This window comes from Flavobacterium psychrophilum DSM 3660 = ATCC 49418 (assembly GCF_002217405.1).
Taxonomy (GTDB): domain Bacteria; phylum Bacteroidota; class Bacteroidia; order Flavobacteriales; family Flavobacteriaceae; genus Flavobacterium; species Flavobacterium psychrophilum.
The window spans coordinates 1-22,266 of record NZ_MUHE01000032.1 but is presented as its reverse complement, the minus strand read 5'-3'; the positions used below and the strand labels follow the sequence as shown (position 1 = coordinate 22,266).

Annotated in this window: 16 protein-coding genes and 1 tRNA gene; 10 read left to right on the top strand and 7 right to left on the bottom strand. The window is 32.7% G+C overall.

Annotated elements, in window-relative coordinates:
• Positions 1 to 199: 199 nt before the first annotated feature.
• The 10 genes from B0A57_RS12325 (at position 200) to purL (ending at position 11,807) form a co-directional block, all read left to right on the top strand.
• Positions 200 to 418 (top strand): hypothetical protein, encoded by a 219-nt coding sequence (locus tag B0A57_RS12325; protein ID WP_176579537.1) that lies wholly within the window; start codon positions 200 to 202, stop codon positions 416 to 418.
• Between the two features lie 131 nt (positions 419 to 549).
• Positions 550 to 1,227, top strand: coding sequence for a Crp/Fnr family transcriptional regulator (locus B0A57_RS09240; RefSeq protein WP_011962862.1), 678 nt, complete (start codon positions 550 to 552; stop codon positions 1,225 to 1,227).
• Positions 1,228 to 1,304: 77 nt separating this feature from the next.
• Positions 1,305 to 1,904, top strand: coding sequence for a peroxiredoxin-like family protein (locus B0A57_RS09235; protein ID WP_011962861.1), 600 nt, complete (start codon positions 1,305 to 1,307; stop codon positions 1,902 to 1,904).
• Positions 1,905 to 1,907: 3 nt separating this feature from the next.
• On the top strand, positions 1,908 to 2,396 hold the full coding sequence (locus tag B0A57_RS09230; protein WP_011962860.1) for a hypothetical protein: 489 nt from the start codon (positions 1,908 to 1,910) through the stop codon (positions 2,394 to 2,396).
• Entirely contained in the window at positions 2,384 to 3,094 is a 711-nt protein-coding gene (locus tag B0A57_RS09225; RefSeq protein WP_038466364.1) for an NRDE family protein, read from the top strand. The genes B0A57_RS09230 and B0A57_RS09225 overlap by 13 nt, the downstream gene beginning before the upstream one ends.
• 158 nt (positions 3,095 to 3,252) lie before the next feature.
• The gene (locus tag B0A57_RS09220) at positions 3,253 to 4,128 is read left to right on the top strand and encodes an ATP-grasp domain-containing protein (RefSeq protein WP_227029081.1); all 876 of its coding nucleotides are present in this window, start codon (positions 3,253 to 3,255) and stop codon (positions 4,126 to 4,128) included.
• Positions 4,129 to 4,133: 5 nt separating this feature from the next.
• Positions 4,134 to 4,769: a hypothetical protein gene (locus tag B0A57_RS09215; RefSeq protein ID WP_038466361.1), complete on the top strand. Its 636-nt coding sequence runs from the start codon at positions 4,134 to 4,136 to the stop codon at positions 4,767 to 4,769.
• Positions 4,770 to 4,876: 107 nt separating this feature from the next.
• Positions 4,877 to 6,091, top strand: a complete 1,215-nt coding sequence (locus B0A57_RS09210) for an RsmB/NOP family class I SAM-dependent RNA methyltransferase (protein WP_011962856.1) — start codon at positions 4,877 to 4,879, stop codon at positions 6,089 to 6,091.
• Positions 6,092 to 6,212: 121 nt separating this feature from the next.
• Entirely contained in the window at positions 6,213 to 8,054 is a 1,842-nt protein-coding gene (locus tag B0A57_RS09205; protein ID WP_038467147.1) for an endonuclease, read from the top strand.
• A 99-nt stretch (positions 8,055 to 8,153) separates the two neighbouring features.
• On the top strand, positions 8,154 to 11,807 hold the full coding sequence (gene purL / locus B0A57_RS09200) for a phosphoribosylformylglycinamidine synthase (protein WP_034097956.1): 3,654 nt from the start codon (positions 8,154 to 8,156) through the stop codon (positions 11,805 to 11,807).
• Positions 11,808 to 12,034: 227 nt separating this feature from the next.
• On the opposite strand, the gene B0A57_RS09195 is transcribed toward purL, so the two are convergent.
• The 7 genes from B0A57_RS09195 to B0A57_RS09165 form a co-directional block, all read right to left on the bottom strand.
• Entirely contained in the window at positions 12,035 to 12,607 is a 573-nt protein-coding gene (locus B0A57_RS09195; RefSeq protein WP_011962853.1) for a pentapeptide repeat-containing protein, read from the bottom strand.
• Between the two features lie 49 nt (positions 12,608 to 12,656).
• Positions 12,657 to 12,730: transfer RNA gene (locus B0A57_RS09190), tRNA-Arg, on the bottom strand.
• A gap of 73 nt (positions 12,731 to 12,803) precedes the next feature.
• On the bottom strand, positions 12,804 to 12,947 hold the full coding sequence (locus B0A57_RS09185; RefSeq protein WP_011962852.1) for a hypothetical protein: 144 nt from the start codon (positions 12,945 to 12,947) through the stop codon (positions 12,804 to 12,806).
• Positions 12,948 to 13,040: 93 nt separating this feature from the next.
• Positions 13,041 to 13,868 carry a DUF4249 domain-containing protein gene (locus tag B0A57_RS09180; protein WP_011962851.1) on the bottom strand — a complete coding sequence of 276 codons (828 nt, stop codon included), beginning with the start codon at positions 13,866 to 13,868 and terminating at the stop codon, positions 13,041 to 13,043.
• A gap of 4 nt (positions 13,869 to 13,872) precedes the next feature.
• Positions 13,873 to 16,245, bottom strand: coding sequence for a TonB-dependent receptor (locus B0A57_RS09175; RefSeq protein WP_034097953.1), 2,373 nt, complete (start codon positions 16,243 to 16,245; stop codon positions 13,873 to 13,875).
• 390 nt (positions 16,246 to 16,635) lie between these two features.
• Positions 16,636 to 17,577, bottom strand: coding sequence for a PorP/SprF family type IX secretion system membrane protein (locus B0A57_RS09170; protein WP_034097951.1), 942 nt, complete (start codon positions 17,575 to 17,577; stop codon positions 16,636 to 16,638).
• An 11-nt stretch (positions 17,578 to 17,588) separates the two neighbouring features.
• Positions 17,589 to 22,091: a T9SS type B sorting domain-containing protein gene (locus B0A57_RS09165; protein ID WP_089081997.1), complete on the bottom strand. Its 4,503-nt coding sequence runs from the start codon at positions 22,089 to 22,091 to the stop codon at positions 17,589 to 17,591.
• Positions 22,092 to 22,266 lie beyond the last annotated feature (175 nt).

The following is a 22,266-nucleotide window of genomic DNA, read 5'->3' as shown; positions in this document are numbered from 1 at the left end:
TTTTATTTCTTCTTTTTTATATTCTTTTTTGTTCGTTTAGTTTGCGTTTCGTGTAGCTCATGGGTATCTGCTAACTGATAAATTTGCCACAACTAATCTATTTGAAAGAAAATCTGATGTTTTATTTAGAACCACGTACAAAGTAAAAACCACTAATGAGAAATTCACTTTCAAACCAAACCTTCTATTTATTTATCATTTGGGTGAAGATAATTTTACTAATATTTTTGGGCAACGTGAAACAATCGTTGGGTCTGACGGACTTACTATAAACTCAAATCTAATTGTATCGTATAAGTTAAATAAAAAAAGTTATTTAGAAACTTCAATCGCATCTCCATTTGTTGTTAGAAAAGAACGTCCAGATGGACTTACCAGAGTACTAACATTAGGCTTGAGTTATAAAGTTAATTTTTAAGAAAAACATTAATATAAAAATAATATTATTGTTTCTCTCTTATTATTCGCTGGATTAGTGATTACAAAATTTTATTTTTTAAAGAATAATTTCTCGTAAATAATGTATATTTAAAAAATAAAAAAGATAAAATGTACAACGAATTAAAATATTGGTATCTCCGTGATCACAAATTATTTAAAACTTTAAGTTTAGCACAAACAAAGCAGTTATGTATAATTTCAGGTTTTAAAAAAGCAAATAAAGGAGAAATAATTTATTTTTCAGATTCCGATTTGCCAAGAATTTTTCTCCTAAAAACAGGAAGCATCAAAATCGTTTCTTTAGATGAGGACGGAAACGAAACCATTAAAGACATTATACAAAAAGGGGATTTATTTGGAGAACTTTCTTTAGATAATGACATTCAAGTTAACGAATATGCTAAAGTACTTACCCCTGAAGTTTCTATTTGCAGTTTCTTACAATCTGATTTTGAAGATTTGATACTTCGAAACCCGCAATTAGCACTCGGATATACAAAGTTTGTAGGATTGAAAATGAAACGCTTGCGAAATAATTACACCAATTTAATTTCTAAAGATGCCAAAACAAGATTAATAACATTTCTTAAAGAATGGGCTCAAAAAGAAGGCGTTTTTAATAATAATAAAGTAACAATCGAAAATTATTTAACCCAAAATGATATTGCCCAAATTATTTGCACATCGAGACAAACTGCCACAACATTACTTAACGAATTTGTAGATAACGGAATTATCGAATACAATAGAAAGGAAATAACAATCCTAGATTTTAAAAAAATATAAAATTTAACTAAGATGTAAACTAACCGACAATATTACCTTTTCAAACGCCTTAACTTTGTGTAAATAAATATAAAAATATGAAAAAGTTAATTTATCTTGTTGTATCCTTTTTTAGTCTTGCCATAAGCGCACAAACTGATTTGCCAAAATTGGAAACAGAAATTTCTCCGTTACTTATTGGCCAAAAAATTCCGTCATCGATCCTTCAAACTATCGATGGTAAAGCTGTAAAATTTGAGGATTTTACAAAATCAAAAAAAACAATTCTCGTAGTATACAGAGGAGGCTGGTGTCCTTATTGCAATTTGCATTTAAGCGCATTAGCTGAAGCTGAAGAAAAACTAATCGAAATGGGGTATCAGATCATAGCTGTAAGTCCAGATTCTCCAGAATCGCTAAGAGAAACCATTACCAAAGACAAATTAAATTATACTTTATTATCAGACAATAAAGGAAGTTTCATAAAAGCTTTGAGAATTGCTTATGCAATTCCAGAAGGTTTAAAGAATAAATTAAAAACTGTTTTACATGGAGTAAAAAATGATTTTCTCCCAGTTCCATCATTATTTATAATAAGCGATAAAAATGAAATCGAGTTTGAATATATAAGTCCAGATTACAAAACTAGAATTTCTAACGAACTATTACTAGCTGTTGCTACTGCACTAAAAAAATAATTTATGACTTTTATCATTATAAGAGATACTTTAGAAAAATTAAAGGACTTAATAAACCAATTATCTAACGAAGATTTTGTCTTGCCAATCTTATATTTAGGCAATTCTTCTATTGGCGAACATTCTAGACATATTATCGAGATGTTTCAATGTTTGCTAAATTCGTACAAATCTGGTTTGTTAAATTATGATGACCGACAAAGAAATAATTTAATTCAAACAGATACTAATTTTGCCATTCAAACGATAGAAAACATTATCAATTCTATCGAAAGAGAGAACAAAAACATAGCTTTAAATCAGATGCTTTATGAAAATCAGGTGTCTATACAAACCAATTATTTCAGAGAATTATTGTACAATTTAGAGCATTGCATACACCATCAAGCACTTATAAAAGTAGCGGTTTTTCAATTAGAAAACATAAAAGTTACAGAAAATTTCGGGATTGCACCATCAACTATCGAATATAAAAAACAATGTGCACAGTAAGTTTTATAAATAGTAACGGCAAATATATCTTTACATCAAACAGAGATGAAAATGTAGCTCGGGAAAAAGCTATCGAACCCAAAATTTGTTTGATAAATGACAAAAAAATATTTTTTCCAAAAGACCAAAAAGCAGGTGGAACATGGTATGCCATAGATGATAAAGCACATATTATAATTTTGCTAAATGGTGCTAAAGAAAAACACGAAATAAAAGATAATTACCGAAAAAGTCGTGGATTGATTGTTTTAGATTTAATGAGTTCGAAATCAGTAATTTTATCTTGGCAAGAAATAGACCTCAATACTATAGAACCATTTACTTTGGTTGTTTTTGAAAATCAAAAATTATATCAATTACAATGGAATGAATTAGAAAAAGAAATGACCGAATTAGATACAAAAAAAAATCATATTTGGTCATCATCAACCCTGTATTCGTTTGCAATTCGTGAACAAAGAAAACAATGGTTTTATGATTTCTTAGAAACAAAAAAGATAATTTCGGAATTAGACATACTACATTTTCATAAAAATACCGAAGATAATAATAAGGAGAACGGATTGGTTATAAATCGCAATAACCTATTAAAAACCTTAAGTATCACACAAACTGTTATCGAGAAAAACAAGGTTTCATTAACTCATTATGATATAATAGAAAATCAGGAATTCACAAATTCATTTATAGTAATTTAATGAAATTATTTCTTCATAGGCTTACCCATTGGGAATATTGGCCTTCGAAAATCGTCTATTTTCCAATTAATTTTTTGTGGGCATTTTATGCTTTACAAAGCAAGACTATTTTCTTTTTTAACACCTCAAATCCAACGATAAAAAATGGAGGTTTTTTTATGGAAAGTAAAAAGGAAATTTATGATTTGATTCCGCAAAAATATTATCCAAAAACAGCATTCATCAAAGAAAAAACTTCTTTCGATGGTGTTTTAAATGCCAAAAAAAATTCGAATATTACCTTTCCGCTAATCGTAAAACCAGACATAGGTTTAAGAGGCTCAGCAGTTAAAAAACTGAACTTTTTTGATGAATTGAAAGAGTATAATAGTCGTGCAAATTTCGATTATTTAATACAAAACTTAATACCATTCCCTAACGAAATAGGTGTTTTTTATGTACGATTCCCTAATCAGGAAAAAGGAAAAATTACAGGAATTGTAGCCAAAGAGTTTCTAATTGTTACAGGCGATGGAAAACTAACAATTAAAGAATTAATAAAGCAAAATACAAGATTTGAATTACAGTTAGCTACTTTAGAAAAAGAATATAAAAATAAATTAGACGAAGTTTTAAATAAAGATGAAAAATTAAATTTAGTGCCATTTGGTAATCATTCTCGTGGTTCAAAATTTATTGATGCTAGTTATCTAATTTCAGACAAATTGACTAATGTGATCCATGAAATGTGTTTACAAATAGATGGTTTTTATTTTGGACGAATGGATATAATGTACAATTCTATTGCTGAATTAGAAGCTGGAAAAAACTTTCAAATCGTAGAAATAAATGGTGCTGCAAGCGAACCAACTCACATATATGATCCAAAACATTCTATTTTTTTTGCTTGGAAAGAATTAGCAAGACATATTAGTTATATGCACAAAATTAGTGTCGAAAACAATAAAAAAGGAGTTCCTTTTCTAACACATAAGCAAGGAATGTATCAATACAAATTACATTTAGCACAAAATAATAAAATACTCAATTTTTAATAATTATGAAGTATTTAAAGAACTTTATAGTCGGGTTTCTAATCAGTTTCGTGGGTTCGATACCGCTAGGTTATTTAAATTTTATTGGCTTCGAAATTTACAATAAATCAAATTTCATCAAATTACTATATTATTTATTTGGCGTTGTAATTATCGAAGGAATCGTAATTTCTAGCACTTTTTATTTTGCAAACAAACTAATTTTAAATTCTAAACTTAAAAGATCAATTTCAATATTTTCGATTATTTTTTTAATTTTTATAGCAATTTATTTTTATCCTTCAGAATATCAGAGCGCTAAAAAACATCATAATTTAGCAACTTCTTTAATATATCCGCCATTTATTATAGGATTAATAGTAAGTTCTTTAAACTTCTCACAAATTCCATTTTGGCTTGGTTGGACTATTTTTTTGGTTAACGAAAATTATATTTCTTCACTAAAAAGCTTAAAATACATTTATATATTAGGAACATTAATGGGAACATTTTCTGGAATGTTACTATTCGTTTTATTACTAAAAAAAATTACTAATCAAGGAATTATTTCTCATAATTTTATATCCAATAACATTTGGATTCTCTTTTTTGTATTGGCCTTATTTCAATTATTTCAGTTGCTAAAAATTAGAAAAACATAATATAATTTTGTTTTTTAGAGCCCTTTTTCCCTGCTTTACGACTTTCGACTTTCGACTTTATGACTTTTGACTAATATATCGTACCTTTGCACCTCAATTTTAGAAAAATGAGATTACATAGAAATTTAGTTTACACCACAATAGATTCATTAAACGCTATTTTCAACGAAGGAGAATATGCAGACAAAGTAGTAGCGCGTGCCTTAAAAAAAGACAAACGCTGGGGAAGTTCAGATCGCAAGTTTGTGGCCGAAACCATCTACGAAATTGTGCGTTGGAAACGATTATATTCCGAAATTGCAGAAGTTAAAGAACCTTTCGATCGTGACAATATCTGGAGAATGTTTGCTTCTTGGGCAGTTATGCGTGGTTATACAATTCCAGATTGGAGACAATTAGAAGGAACACCTGAACGCAAAATAAAAGGGCGTTTCGACGAATTGTCTAAAACCAGAGCCATCAAAGAATCTATCCCAGATTGGATAGATGCATTAGGGGTAAAAGAGCTTGGCGAAAAAATTTGGGCGACCGAAATTGCCGCACAAAACCAACCCGCAAAAGTTATCTTAAGAACAAATACATTAAAAACAACTCGCGAAAAATTGCGTGCCATTTTGATGGATTTGAATATAGACACCGATACATTAAAAGACCAACCAGACGCTTTAGTACTAAAAGAAAGAGCAAATGTATTCTTAACCGATGCCTTCAAACAAGGATTCTTTGAAGTTCAAGACGCCAATTCTCAATTAGTAGCGGCTTTTCTTGATGTAAAACCAGGAATGAGAGTCGTAGATACCTGTGCTGGTGCTGGCGGAAAAACATTGCATTTGGCTTCTTTGATGGAAAACAAAGGACAACTTATTGCGATGGATTTATACGAAAGTAAATTAAAGCAATTAAAACTTCGTGCCAAACGTAATGGCGCTTTTAATATCGAATATAAAATCATCGATTCTACAAAAGTCATCAAGAAACTAGCCGAAAAAGCAGACCGAGTTCTTATAGATGCACCTTGTAGCGGATTAGGAGTTCTAAAACGCAATCCAGATGCAAAATGGAAACTACAACCAGAATTTATCGAAAACATTAAAAAAATTCAAGCAGAAGTACTAGAAAGCTACTCAAGAATTGTAAAACCAGGAGGAAAACTAGTGTATGCCACTTGCTCTATCTTACCTTCTGAAAATCAGGAACAAATAGAGAAATTTTTAACCACCGAAACGGGGAAAAGTTTTACCTTTATTGAAGACAGAAAAATTCTGGCATCAGAGTCTGGTTTTGATGGTTTTTATATGGCATTGTTAGAAAGAAAAGCTTAGTTTTTTTTTATGAGTTAATGTTATTAAATCGTAAAGTTAAGGCTATAAAGAGATTATGGTTTTTTTAATCAAAAAAATTAGATTTACATTTGCAAACCCAATTTTATTAAATTTAATTACCATGAAAAAAATCTACTTATTATTATTGCTTAGTGCTAGTTTAGGATTTGCACAATGCCCATCAAATTTAACTACTTATTATAGCAATGCAACTGGTACAGGTGCCATTTTAAAAACACGATTATATAACATCATTAAAGACCACACTAACAATAATTATAATGGACTATATGTAACATATCAAACCTCAGATATTGACCATTTTTATGAAAATGACGGAACGATAATGGATATGTATTCAGAACTTCCAACTGCTGCTGATCCGTATAACTATAATTCAAGTTCAACGCAACGTTGTGGGAATTATAATATTGAAGGTGACTGTTATAATCGAGAACACATGATTCCTCAATCTATTTTTAATTCTGCAAATCCAATGGTTGCCGATGCTCACTTCATTACTCCTACTGATGGTAAAGTAAATGGACAACGGTCTAACTACCCTCACGGTAATGTGGCTTTAGCTACTATTACCACTCAAAACGGAAGCAAATTAGGTTCAAGTGGCATTCCTGGATATTCAGGAACTGTTTTTGAACCAATTGATGAATTCAAAGGTGATATTGCTCGTATGTATTTCTATTTCGTAACTAGATATGAAAACACTGTGTCAAATTATTCTTATGCCGCATTTAGTGGTAATGCTTATCCAGCTATAGATCCTGCTTTTTTAGCTATGCTTATAACTTGGAATAACAATGACCCCGTAAGTGCCTTTGAAATTGCTAGAAATAATGCAATATGCGCAAGACAAAACAATAGAAATCCTTATATTGATCATCCAGAATATGTTGCATCAGTTTGGGGAGCAGGAAGTTGTCCTGCAGATACCCAAGCACCTACTACAATAACAGGACTAACAGCTGGAACAATTACATCTTCATCTATTGCATTAAGCTGGAACCTAAGCACAGACAATACAGGAGTCACTAATTATGATGTTTATGTAAATGGAGTAAAATATGCTTCAAGTGGTGGTGGAACTTCAATTATTTTAAATGGATTAAACCCAATAACTTCTTATTCTATATATGCAGTAGCTAAAGATTGCCAAGGAAATATTTCTTCAGCTTCTAATATTATAAATCCAACCACTGCTGCTGCTGTAGTTGGAACTGCTTCAGAACTTTTTTTCTCAGAATATGTAGAAGGAACAAGTAACAATAAAGCTTTAGAAATTATAAACATAACAGGATCACCAATAGACTTATCTGCTTATTCTATTAAGAAACAAACTAATGGCACTGGTACTTGGAGTAGCGGATTATCGTTAAGTGGTAATATAGATGACGGAAGTGTTTATTTCATCACAAACAGCTTAACAGCTTCACCTTGCACACCAAGCAGAACAGCTAATTTATCTACCGCAGCTACAGAAATGACTTTTAACGGAAATGATCCTGTAGGATTATTCAAAAGCGGAACTTTAATAGACATCATTGGTGTTTTAAATGGTGGCGCAGCTAATTTTTCGATAGATGAAACTTTAAGACGTAAATCATCAGTTACTGCTCCCAATACAGCTTTCAATAAAACCACAGAATGGGTTGTATTACCAACTAATACCTGCGACGGTCTTGGAGATGCAACATTAAATATTAAAGAATTAAGTACTACCAATTTCAAAATATATCCTAACCCCTCAAACGGTAAATTTAACATCGATTTTGAAGATTACGGAAACTATTCTGTAGAAATATTTTCTGCAATCGGACAGAAAATATTTGAACAAAAAGAAACAAACAATTCAAATATAACAATATCTAATCTTCAACAAGGAATATACCTAGTTAAGGTCAGTAAAAATTCGAAATCGATTACTAAAAAAATAGTAATTAACTAAAAATAATAAAGCGACAGAAATGTCGCTTTTTTTTATGCAAAATTAAATCTGAAATCATTAAATTTGCATTTCAAACAACAACACACAAAATCACATACAATGATTCATTTCTTCGGTAATCAAACCAATACGGTTTTTGCAGTTCAGACGCAAAACGAACTATCAGCAGAAGACATCAACAAATTAAACTGGCTATTTAGTAGCGCACATAAAATAGAAAAATCCGTCTTGTCGGATTTTTTTGTTGGTCCCCGTGCCACTATGGTAACCCCTTGGAGCACAAATGCGGTAGAAATTACCCAAAACATGGGAATTTTAGGAATTATCCGAATCGAAGAATTTGAAAAAGTTTCAAATGATTTTACCCATTTCGACCCAATGCTTTCACAAAAGTATCCCGAACTAAATCAAGATATTTATACGATTAATATTCAACCAGAACCTATTTTGAATATTGATGACATCGCCGCTTACAACAAACAAGAAGGTTTGGCACTAAGCCAAGAAGAAGTAGATTATTTAAATAATTTATCTGTAAAATTAGACAGAAAATTAACAGATTCAGAAGTTTTTGCTTTCTCACAAGCCAATTCGGAGCACTGTCGTCACAAAATTTTCAACGGAACTTTTGTTATCGATGGAGAAGAAATGCCTACTTCCTTATTCAAATTAATTAAAAAAACATCGTCAGAAAATCCAAACGGAATTATTTCTGCCTATAAAGATAATGTGGCTTTTGTAAAAGGACCTCGTGTGCAGCAATTTGCACCAAAAACAGCAGACAAACCTGATTTTTACGAAATTAAAGAATTCGATTCGGTTATTTCTGTAAAAGCAGAAACACACAACTTTCCTACTACTGTCGAACCCTTCAATGGTGCTGCAACAGGATCTGGAGGAGAAATTCGTGACCGATTAGCAGGAGGACAAGGCTCTTTACCATTAGCAGGAACTGCAGTTTACATGACTTCTTATTCCAGATTAGAAGAAACAAGACCTTGGGAAAATGCCATGAACGAAAGACCTTGGTTATACCAAACACCAATGGATATTTTGATAAAAGCATCTAACGGAGCTTCTGATTTTGGAAACAAATTTGGTCAGCCACTAATTACAGGTTCTATATTAACTTTCGAACACGAAGAAGAAGCACGCAAATTAGGTTTCGACAAAGTAATTATGCAAGCTGGCGGAATTGGATACGGAAAACTAGACCAAGCGATTAAGAAAAAACCCCAAGAAGGCGATAAAATCGTAATTCTTGGTGGCGAAAATTACAGAATCGGAATGGGTGGTGCAGCAGTTTCATCTGCAGATACTGGTGCATTTAGTACTGGAATCGAATTAAACGCTATTCAACGTTCTAACCCAGAAATGCAAAAACGTGCCGCCAATGCCATTCGTGGTTTGGTAGAAAGTGATAACAACCCAATTGTTTCTATTCACGATCACGGCGCTGGAGGGCATTTAAACTGTCTTTCAGAATTGGTAGAAGAAACTGGTGGCTTAATCGATTTAGATAAATTACCAATTGGAGACCCTACCCTATCTGCCAAAGAAATCATTGGTAACGAATCGCAAGAAAGAATGGGATTGGTTATTGGTACAAAAGATATTGATATTTTACAACGAATTGCCGATAGAGAACGATCACCTATGTACCAAGTTGGTGATGTTACTGCCGATCATCGTTTTACATTCAAATCTAAATCTACTGGTGCTAAACCTATGGATTATGCTTTAGACGATTTCTTCGGAAGTTCTCCAAAAGTGGTCATGAACGATAAAACCATTAACAGAAAATATTCAGAATTAGACTATTCAACAAAAAATATTGCTACCTATTTAGAACAAGTTTTACAACTAGAAGCAGTCGCTTGTAAAGATTGGTTAACCAATAAAGTAGACCGTTGTGTAGGAGGAAAAGTAGCCAAACAACAATGTGCAGGACCATTACAATTACCATTAAATAATTGTGGTGTCATGGCTTTAGATTACCAAGGAAAAGAAGGAATTGCAACATCTATAGGGCATTCGCCAATAGCCTCATTAATAGATCCCGTTGCGGGAACAAGAACAGCTATTGCAGAATCATTGTCTAATATAATTTGGGCTCCAATTAAAGATGGTTTAAACGGAATTTCACTTTCGGCAAACTGGATGTGGGCTTGTAAAAATGAAGGTGAAGATGCACGATTATATGCCGCAGTAAAAAGTTGTTCGGATTTTGCTATCGAATTAGGAATCAATATCCCAACAGGAAAAGATTCCCTTTCGATGAAGCAAAAATATCCAAATGATGAAGTAATTGCGCCTGGAACGGTTATTATTTCGGCCGCAGGAAATTGCACTAATATTACAAAAGTAGTAGAACCCGTTTTACAACACAATGCAGGTGCTATTTATTATATCAATTTATCGCAAGATGGTTTTAAATTAGGTGGATCTTCGTTTGCTCAAACATTAAACAAAATAGGAACTGAAGCACCTACTATTAAAGATGCTTCGTTTTTCAAAAATGCGTTTAATACCATTCAAGATTTAATAAAAGACAGACAAATAGTTGCAGGTCACGATATTGGAAGTGGCGGATTAATTACTACCTTACTTGAAATGTGTTTTGCCGATGTAAATTTAGGCGCTAAAATTTCATTCGATTCTTTTGAAGAAAAAGATTTAATTAAAATTTTATTTTCTGAAAATATTGGAATCGTATTTCAAGCTAAAAATGACCAAACCGTCGAAGCAAAATTAAAAGAAAGCAATGTTAATTTCTACAAAATTGGTTCAGTTACTTCGACCGAAACTTTAGACCTTACACATGCAACTTTCGACGTAAGTAAATACAGAGATATTTGGTTTAAAACTTCATTCCTTTTAGATACTAAACAATCTAAAAACGGAATGGCTCAGGAACGTTACGATAATTATAAAAAACAACCACTTACTTATACTTTTCCTTCACATTTTGACGGGAAAGCACCCATTTTAGACCATTCGAAACCAAGACCAAAAGCTGCCATTATTCGTGAAAAAGGAAGTAATTCTGAACGTGAAATGGCAAATGCTATGTATTTAGCAGGTTTTGATGTAAAAGATGTGCACATGACCGATTTAATTTCAGGTCGTGAAACTTTAGAAGATATTCAGTTTATTGGTGCTGTGGGTGGATTCTCAAATTCAGATGTTTTGGGTTCTGCCAAAGGTTGGGCTGGTGCATTTTTATATAATGAAAAAGCAAATACAGCCTTAAAAAACTTCTTCAAAAGAGAAGATACACTTTCTGTTGGAATTTGTAACGGTTGCCAATTGTTTATGGAATTAGAACTCGTAAATCCAGAACACAAAGTACATGGAAAAATGTTGCATAACAATTCGCAAAAACACGAAAGTATTTTTACTTCGGTGACGGTACAAAAAAATAATTCGGTGATGCTTTCTACTTTAGAAGGTGCGACTTTAGGCGTTTGGGTTTCTCATGGAGAAGGAAAATTTAATTTACCCGAAGCAGAAGAAAACTACAATATTGTAGGAAAATATGGCTACAAAAGCTACCCAGCAAATCCTAATGGTTCAGACTATAATACAGCCATGATGTGCGATATAACTGGTCGTCATTTAGTAATGATGCCACATATAGAACGTTCTACTTTCCCTTGGAACTGGGCAAATTATCCAACTGATAAAAAAGACGAAGTTTCGCCTTGGCATGAAGCTTTTGTAAATGCTAAGAAGTGGATTGAGAAAAAATAATTAGATTTTTTTATATTTTAAAAAGCGTTCGCCAATGGTGAACGTTTTTTTTTTGTAATTTAAATTTATAAGTTTTTAACTTTACACAATTTTTAAGACACTACCCCAGCATCCTAAGATGACAATATATGCACCAAATATTACAGTATTTTTTTAAGTTAAAATGGTATAAACAGCATTTTAATATTTGTGCTTACACAAAGGTTTTATTTAGATTTTTAGAGTGACTATTTAATTATGATTTCATATTTATCTAACAGCCCTTTTATATTTTCTTGAGAAAAAACTGCTTTTTTCAACCTCGTTTTTTCAGGATCTATCGAAAAGAAATAACTAGAATAAAAATCTGTTTTATTAGCTATAGCATCACTAAAAACCGCTAAGTGTAAGTTACAATTATCAAATAAGGCTTCGGTTAAGTCTGACTGCATAAAATCGACAGCAACCATACTACAATCTATAAATGATATTCCTCGTAGTTTTAAATCATAGAACTGAACATAATCTAATTTGCAATTTTTAAAATTAAATTCATATATAATTTGATCCGTCATCGCAAAATTTACAGCGATAAAATTACAATCGTTAAATTGCACATTTCGCAAACCTACGTGACCAATTTTTGCATCTTTAAAGTTACAAAAACTGAAAGTACAATCTACAAAAACCGTTCCTGTAAAGTTACATGCTGTAAGATCGCAATGATTAAACACACAGTTTTCGTATTCTTTTTGCGAGATCTCGTATTGAGAGAATGTAATGTTGTTGTATTCTTTGTCGTAAATAAATTCGGTAGCCATTTTTAGTGAATTTAATAAAAAAAAAGCCCATCATAATGATGAGCTTTTGTGACCTCGACTGGATTCAAACCAGTAACCTCTTGAGCCGTAATCAAGTGCGCTATTCAGTTGCGCCACGAGGCCGTTTTTGTGAGTGCAAAGATAGTTATAAATATTAAATTTGCAACTAAAATATAAAAAAAAATATTTTTTTTTTTTAGGACTCTAATGCTTTTTTAGTTACAAAATAACGATAACCAATTATTGCCATTTGCCATTTTTTAGCTTTAGCTAAATCTAATCGTTGTTTGCTAAAACTAGGAAGAATAATTTTGTTTAGTTTCGCTATTATTTTGTACATATCTATATTTTTTTTCAAAGGTAAAAAAAAGACTATTTGTATTTTTAATAATTGCAAAATATCTTCTGTAGGTTTTTATAGGGAAGTTTTTTGCTACTGAACCGTGTAAATATCGGTATCTACTTCTCCTAAACTAAAATATCCTAGTGCAAAATTATCTTCGTTTGTTTGGTTTATTATATTTCCTCTTAAGGTTGCTGGTGGTGTTGAAAAGGGATTTCCACCATCGGTAGCAGCAATATTAAGTAGTTTTTCCATATAATTATTATAGCGCTCGGAGATACCTTGCAGGTAAACATTGAGTTTATTTCCTGCTTTTAATTTATCGTTTGAATAAAAACCAAACATTTGATTTCCCTGAAAAAAGCGATCTTTTACAACGCCAAATTCTCCAAATGCTTTGGTACTATTTTTAAAACCAATTAAATAGAAATTATCTTCTAAACCATTGTCTTGGTAAAAAAATTTTACTTGAATTAGATTTGCTCCTCCAACTCCCGGAACAGCTATTTGACTTATATTATCTATATCTGGTGTGGCTAATAATTTATCTGTTGCCTTATAAGTTTGCCCGTTATTTATTACTGTTAATGTATAATTTTCATTTATAACAGGAACAAAGTTAGTACAAAGATATTCGCCTGTATTTGGCATTTCGATAAAATTGAAAACCGCATTTGTACTATTTGTTATATAAACTGTTGCTCCTGAAACTATTGGAATTGTATTAGCATAAAAATTAGTTGTTGTGGTTAGTTTTATTTTTTGTTCGTTTCCTGAAGTTCCTTTTTGCCATTTTATAACTGCGTCTATAACGAGTTTAGGGTTTGCAGTATCTAGAGAAACATCGATAGGGGTTTCACAACTTGTTAGAAAAAGTGTAACTATAATTATAAATAAATAATTTGATATTGTCTTCATATTTTTAGAATTTGAAATTATAAGAAACCGAGGGTACAATTCCGAAGATTGATAGTTTTATTGCTTCGGTATTTCCTGAATCGGCATTTTGGCGAAAGCTTATAGATGCTGCATTTTTTCGAGCATAAATATTATAAATACTAAAAACCCATTCGCTTTGTCTTCCTCTCTTTTTGTCTGGTTTGGGAGTATAAGTTGCTGAAATATCTAAATGATGATAGGTTGGCAAACTATTTTTATTTCTTAATTCGTAACTAGGAATTGTAATGCCTTGATACACATATTGCCCATTAGGATAGGTTACTGGCTGACCCGTTTGTAGCGTAAAATTAGCACCGAAAGTCCATTTCTTATTCAAATTATAAGTGCTTGTAACAGCTAGATTATGCAGTTTGTCATAAGCAGAGCGATACCAATCACCGTTATTTATACCTACTTCATTTAGTGTTCTTCCTGGTGTTTGTTGCTGTGATTTTGAAATCGTATAGGCAATCCAACCATTTAGTTTTCCTGTGTTTTTTCGAATCATAAATTCTAAACCATAGGAACGCATTCTGCCATTTAGAATGACTTGTTCGATCGCTTCATTTGCAATCAGATCAGCACCGTCTATATAATCTATTCTGTTTTGTATTTTTTTATAAAAGCTTTCAATTTCGACAGAATATTTATCGTCACTAAAATTATTAAAATAACCTATAGCTACTTGGTCTGCAATTTGAGGTTTTATATAGTTGTCACTAGGTGTCCAAACATCTAGAGGAGTTGGTGAGGCTGTATTTGAAATAAGTTGTAAATATTGTACCATTCTATTGTAACTTGCTTTTACCGATTGGTTATTGTTTAATTCATAAGCTACAGAAAAACGAGGTTCGAGATTATTAAAGCTAGCAATGGTTTTATTTTTGCCAAAATATTCTGTACCAATAGGCTTTGCTTTTTCATAAATTTTTAAATCTGAATCATAAAATACGGGTTGGTTATTCTCGTAAAGATTAACTGTCGAATTTCCTAAGCGATAAAACATACTATAACGCAAACCATAATTTACAGATAAGTTATTGGTTATTTTCTGCTCAGCATCTATATATAAAGCAGGTTCGAAAGCATATTTTTTTTCTAATTGTTTGTAATTTATGCCTGATTGAGAATTTACAGGTTCTATTGTTCCTGGATTAAAATTGTAATAAATACCATTAGCTCCATAATTTAGTTTTATTTTATCTGACAAATAGTATTTAAAATCATATTTAAGATTATAATTTTTAATGCCTGAATTCCAGTTAAAGCCCACAAAATCTAATGTTAATCCGTAATAATAATCACTATAAATCATCGATAAATTTGAAAATAGTTTGTCGGAATATAAATGATTCCAACGCAAGTTTAAGGTCGAATTTCCGTAAGTATTTGTAAAAGTTTTATTTAAGGAAAAAACATCACGTCCGAAATATCCAGAAACATATAAGTTATTGTTTTTGTTAAGCTTATAATTCAGTTTTGTATTTAAATCATAAAAGTAAGCGACATTTTTATTGTCTGTTAATTTCAGAAATAAATGCGCATACGAAGCACGACCACCTATAAGAAAGGAACCTTTGTCTTTTACAATAGGCCCTTCGGCAAGAAGGCGACTAGAGATGAGTCCTATTCCTCCATTTACATGAAAATTTTTACTATTTCCGTCTTTCTGATAAATATCTAAAACCGATGATGCTCTGCCGCCAAAACGTGCTGGTATTCCTCCTTTATATAATTTTAAATCTTTTATGGCATCAGGATTAAATACGGAAAAAAAACCAAATACGTGAGAAGAATTAAAAATGGTCGCTTCATCTAGTAGTATCAAATTCTGATCTGCACCACCACCACGAACATTAAAACCTGATTGCCCTTCCCCTGCATTTGTAACTCCTGGGAGCAATAAAATAGCTTTTAGCACATCTACCTCTCCTAAAACAACTGGCATTTGCTTGATGGTTGCAATAGATAATTTATTGACACTCATTTCTGGTTTACGAATGTTAGATTTTGTTTTTTCGGTGATAACAACTTCTTCTAATTGTTGCTCTGAATCTGATAGACTATAATTTTTTTTAATATTTTGGGTTAAGGAAATTGTTTCTTCAATTTTTTGAAAACCTACATAGCTAATGGCAATTTGATAATCTCCTTTAGGAAGTGTGAGTGAATAAAATCCGTATTCGTTTGTAACAGCAAAAGCTTTTGTGTTTTTTGAAGAAATATTTACGCCTATAAGTGTTTCGTTATTTTTTGCATCAGAAATTATTCCTGAGATTGTAAACCTATCTTGGGCAAAATTTGTTGCAAAGACCAATAGAAAGACCAATAGCGTGAGTATTTTTTTTGTAATCATTACTTTTATATTTTCAGTTTCAAGAGTTACAAATTTGACGAATTAATGCGTTTTTTGTTACACTCCAATTGTTAATATATAGTTAAAAATTACGAATTTATTTAATATACAGCTATTTAGAAGTTAGAAGATGGTGATAAATAATTTTACATTAGTTTGTCTGTTCTTAAAAAAAAATAGCTTTAAATACAAATGCAGAATTATTTAATCCTAAAACAAAACTTTTTAAAGCGAATGAAAGAGTGCGGTAGATGCAAAGAAATTCTGTTCAAAATCTTTTTTTTGGCTTAATTTATCGGACTAGTTTTTATTTGCATACATACTATTTGCCTTATACACTACAGGCTGCCCCAAATAGGACAGCCTGTATGTAAAAAACAATTATCTTGATTAGTAAGTGCACTTACAATCGTTTCGCCTTCCTTTAAAATCTAACCCTAGGGTTATTACATGGGTACCAGATTGGTTTAATTCTAATCCGTTTAATCCGTAACTATAAGAATAACCTAAATAAAAGATGTCTTTTTTAAAACCTAACATTGGTATAACTGCATTGGGTTTAAAAGATTGGTCTCCTAAAAGACGCACACTTAAGCCTGCCCATAAAAAATTAGAACCATAAAATTTTTTGAATTTTAAATTTGCATCTAGTCCAGATCTTTTGTCTGATTCAAATAATTGATAAAAAAGAGAGGGTTCTATCTCATATTCTTGAAACTCATTTTTAAAAACATATCCTGTGTATAAATAATAATTTCTAAGTTTTACAGGCTCATTAATAGCAGGTACTTCTACCTTTTTATCTAAAATATTCACTACATTAAAACTAATAAATGCTTTTTTATATCGATATAAAAGGCCTACGTCAAAGTTAGAATTTAAGGTCGATTTGTAATTGGCAATAGCAGGATCTGCGCTAGCATTTGCCAAATTTGCCACATCGATATTAAAACTATTAAACTTATAAGATAATCCGAAAGATAAATATTGATCAGAATATTCATCTAAAATTAAATGATGCGCATAAGTTATTTGACCTCCTTTTTGATAGGTATTTCTGTTTTTGTCATTATACAAGACAATACCAATCGCAGACTTACTTGCCACACGAGCATCAAAAGAAAGTGTTTGTGTTTGCGGTGCATCTTTTACACCAACCCATTGAAAAGCGGCACTGCCTCGTAATTGAAAATAAGTACCAATTCCTGCAAATGCGGGTGCTACTACATAAGGGTTATCGGCCAAATATTGGCTTGATGGCGACAGACGCATCTCTTGTGAAAAAGAGGGTATTGCCACACAAGCCAATAGTATATACAGTATTTTTTTCATTTTTTTTTTTATTATCTAACTAGGGTTACGCCTCCTAAAATTTCTTTACTATTTTTTTCGTCATTTAACTTGATAACATACCAATAATCACCAGATGGAAGTGGGTTATTATTGTAATTACCATCCCATCCTTGTATTGTATTGCCTTTTAATCTAACAATTTCTCGTTGATATCTATCAAAAATTAATACTTCCATGTTAGGGTATTTTTGTGTACGCAAAGGATACCAAGTATCATTGTTACCATCACCATTTGGTGTAAAGTAATCTGGAATTTCAATATCTAATGCTTTTAAATATACTGTTATTTCGGTGGTACAGCCTTTGGCATCTTTTACATTTATAGTGTAATAATCAGAATCTTTTATCGTAAAATTATAATTATTAATAATTATTCCGTTAGAAATACTATAAATATATGGGGCTTGCCCTCCAGTTATTTGTAAACTATAATTATTATCTGATACATGATTTACTACTACTTGTGGTAAATTAATATTTTGTGTTACAATTACACTATCGGTAGCTGTACAACCCGTAATATTATTTTTTACGGTTAATACATATATCCCTGGGATAGTTACATTGGTTAGTATTGCTGTTTGGCCAACTATTATAGTTGCGCGTTTCCAAATATAGGAAACCCCTGTTAATGTACTTGCACCACCTAAAGAAATTATGGGATTAGCACAAGTAATTACGGTATCATCACCAGCATTGGCAATTGGTGCGGTTTTATCTACGGTTACTAAAACGCTAGAGGTGCTAGTACAACCATTAGCAGTATTGGTTACGGTAAGGGTATAGGTACCGGCAGTGGTTACATTTGGTAAGGTTGCCGTAGTTCCTACAGTTGTAGTTCCATTGCTCCAGTCATAGGTGAAATTAGTTCCTGTAGAAGTAGTTGTTCCACCTAAAGTTACAGTAGGGATAGTACAAGTAAGGGTTTGTGCTGTACCAGCAGTAGCAGTAGGTGCGGTTTTATCTACGGTTACTATTACGCTATTGGTGCTTGTACATCCGTTAGAGGTGTTAGTTACCGTTAAGGTATAAGTACCTGCTGTGCTTACCGTTATTGTAGGCGTAGTTCCTACCGTTGTAGTACCATTGCTCCAGCTGTGTGTAAAATTAGTTCCTGTAGAAGTAGTTGTTCCACCTAAAGTTACAGTAGGAATAGTACAAGTAAGGGTTTGTGCTGTACCAGCAGTAGCAGTAGGTGCGGTAGTGTTTGCTGTTACAGTTACGGTAGCATCTTTAAAACAACCACCTCCTGCACTATTGGAAACACGTAAAGTATAAGTACCTGCTGCATTTACAGTTGGGGTTAAGCTAGTATCATTGGTAATTACTCCTGGCCCTGTCCATTTATAACTAATCGTTGCGCCTGTGGTAGATCCTGTACCATCTAGTGTTACAGTTGGACTAGCACAGGTAATAATAACAGTGCTACTTACAACAGTAGCAGTTGGCGGAGTACAAACAGGTGCTGGATTTGCCTGACAAGTAAATACTGCTGGTACAAAACAGGTACCTGCTGGTCCTGTTGGAGTAAGAGTCATTGTTACACTATCATTTGCAGCTAATGAATTTACAGTATAGGTTAATACATTGTTTATATTACCTATATTTTGTGTTGGTCCAGAATTAACTTGGTATGAAACGCTATAAGCTGTTGCTGTATTTACTGCAGCCCAATTAAATGGAACAGAACTAGTAGTGGCTATACCACAAGAAATTGCAGGTGTGTTTATTGGGTTTACATTAACATTTATTGTAGCTGTTTTTATTATATCGGTTATACCGTCGCAGGCTTTTACAGTACAAGTTACCGTATATGCACCCGAATCTGTAAGTATTGCGTTTGTTTTTGTAGGGTTTTGCAATGTACTAGTAAAACTATTAGGTCCTGTCCAAGCAAAAGTTGTACCCGTAGGCAAAGGATTAGTAACCGTACCTGTAACATTAAGATTTATAGTACCACCTAGACATACATTTTGTGGTGTAACCACTTGTGGATCTAGCACTATTGCAGGAACTACTGCCATAGTTGCCGTACGTGTTATAGTACAACCAAAAGAATTAATAACAAGTGTATAGGTGGCAGCGTCTGTAGGTTGCGCATTGGTAATAGTATAAATTTTACTAGTTGCACCAGGAATATTTACTGCATTTTTTTGCCATTGATAAGTTATACGACTATCATCGTCTAAGTAGTAAGGCCAGTTATTGGCTGCCGTAAAAGTTGCCGTAGCATTTTGACATACGGTAGTTGGCATAGTCTCTGTGTAAACAATATTTTCAAACTCATCGACATTTAATAAAAACATTTCGACACCAGATAATGTACTACCATAAGCGATATTACGAAAATCTATTTTTTGAGGTTGTGTACAGTCTGTAGGAACATAAATAATATGCACTTTACCTGGTTTAGCATAGCGTGTATCTGTACGACCACCATTAAGTGACGCAGTCAATTCTGGTTGTGATGCCCATTTACGTGATGCCTGCAAACTACCACGAACACCTATGACCACAGAAGGCTCTTCGCCTAATGTTGGGGTAATTTTATTTTTTTGTTCGGCATAAATTTTTCCTGTTACTGGGGTATCTGCATTGTTACGTACCCCTGCATACATACCATCTTTGGCAATAAAACTATTACCATGCAAACGGTAATATTTGTCTGAGAAAGTACCACCATCTGTAAAACTTATATTATAGGTATATAAACCATCGGTTTGCAATTTATAAACATAACCGTTGGCAGGACGACCTAAACCTACATACCATTGCCCGTCGTTTATGCCTCCATTGTTTATTGCTGGATCTGCAGAGGTGGTGTATATACTATGCCCATCTATACCTGTAGGAAAACAAACACCTGGTCCATTAAAGTTTGGAGTTATACAAGCTCCTTGGTGTGGACCACCATATAACATGTCATTATTACGAAAATTAGTAGTATTGGTTGTAGCGCCTGAATAATCTTTTATTATTAATTGTCCTGATAAATTATTAAGCTGATGAAACCAACGTTGTTGCAAAGCTCCTGCACCATTTAGGACATCCCAAGACCATTCATCTCCGTAAATGTTGTTTTGGGTTTCTATAGCATTTATGCGGTTGTCATGCCCCATATCTCGTGGTCCGTCTTGTCCATTAAAAGTAAGCATGTGTACTTTTTTACCTGGTACTACTTTACAATCTAAAATACGTTGTTTAGCCACCCAAGTAGCCATTGGTTCCTCTTCTACTTTTGGTAATACCGTTTGTAATATATTAACAAAATCTGTCCTAGTATAAGTATTAGGATTAGATTGTGCTACATTTAATCTGGTATAATACTCGGCATTAAATTTTTTAAAGAAGTTATTATCCTCAATATACATTTTGTAAAAAACAGCAGACGCCGTACCATAACGTTCCCAATGGGCGCCTATCCCTATATCGCTAGACATAAAGTTGGCATTGGTAAGTTGTTGGTGATTCTGAAAATCGTAATCCCAATCAAAGGCATAACCTTCTTGGTTACCCCAACGTTTGTTTAAATAACCTAAATCTGCTGCTGTAAAATAACTGGGATATAGTGTAGTAAATTTATCCATTACTATTTGGGCAGCGGCTTCGGTCATACCTTCTTCAAAACCACTTAAAGTGGGTTCGTAATGCCATAGATTATTCATAGAAACACACACGTTGTCTCGCCAGCCGTGTATAAGCTCATGCACCATTAAGCGAGGTTGTGACATTTTGCCAAACCCATTGGCATTATAAGAAGAATAAATCCAGTTAGGACCATTCATAAACATATTCATACCCACAGAGTTGGCATCATTAACTACACCAACAGTATAATTATGTGCGGCTGGTCCGTATATTTGGGCTATTAAAGGTACTACTTTATCATAAAAATCTTTCATATTGTTAGCTTGCCAAACAGCAAAAGGACCTGCCCCATTAAGACCAAAAGCAGTCTCGACCACCGGGGTTACTACATTGCCAGCTGCGCCTAAATTTGTCCAGTTAAATTGGTAAGGCCCACAAACATAGTCTGTAGGTCCGTTATATAAATGTATATAAAAAGATTGTCCCAAGGCAAATGTTATACCGCCTGGTACCGCTGGATTAGTTGGAGAGGCTGCCCATTGGCGCAACTCCTCATAACTATAACCATAAATGGTTTTGTCTGAGGTATTAAGTCCTTGTGAATACTTAATATTACGAGTAGCAGGGTCTGTACCTGCCGTAGCGCTTGTACCTATCGAAAAGGAATCAAATGACGAGGTTTTCCAAGTTGCCGTTACACTATGCACACTTTCTACCGTTACTGCAACATCAGCTGGCTGCGCAGCATAAACTACTTTTACCGAACGATTGGCTGATGGCGTAGTTGGTGTTTTTGGAAATTCGGGATGTTTGGGTTGCCCACAAAGCCCTGGTGGTGGTACTTGCTGAGCTTGTAGTAGGTTTACAGCAAGTAAGAAGAAACAAAGATTTAGTATTTTTTTCATAATTTAAGGGAAAAAAAATTGTTTTTACGATGTTTAACCACTTAAAAGTGATAAAAACAAAATTATAGTGCAAATATATTACATAATATATAATATACAATTATTTTTTTTCATACCTATTAAAAACAATTGTATAGTAAGCAAAAAACATGTTGTTTTATACCATTTAAAGTTT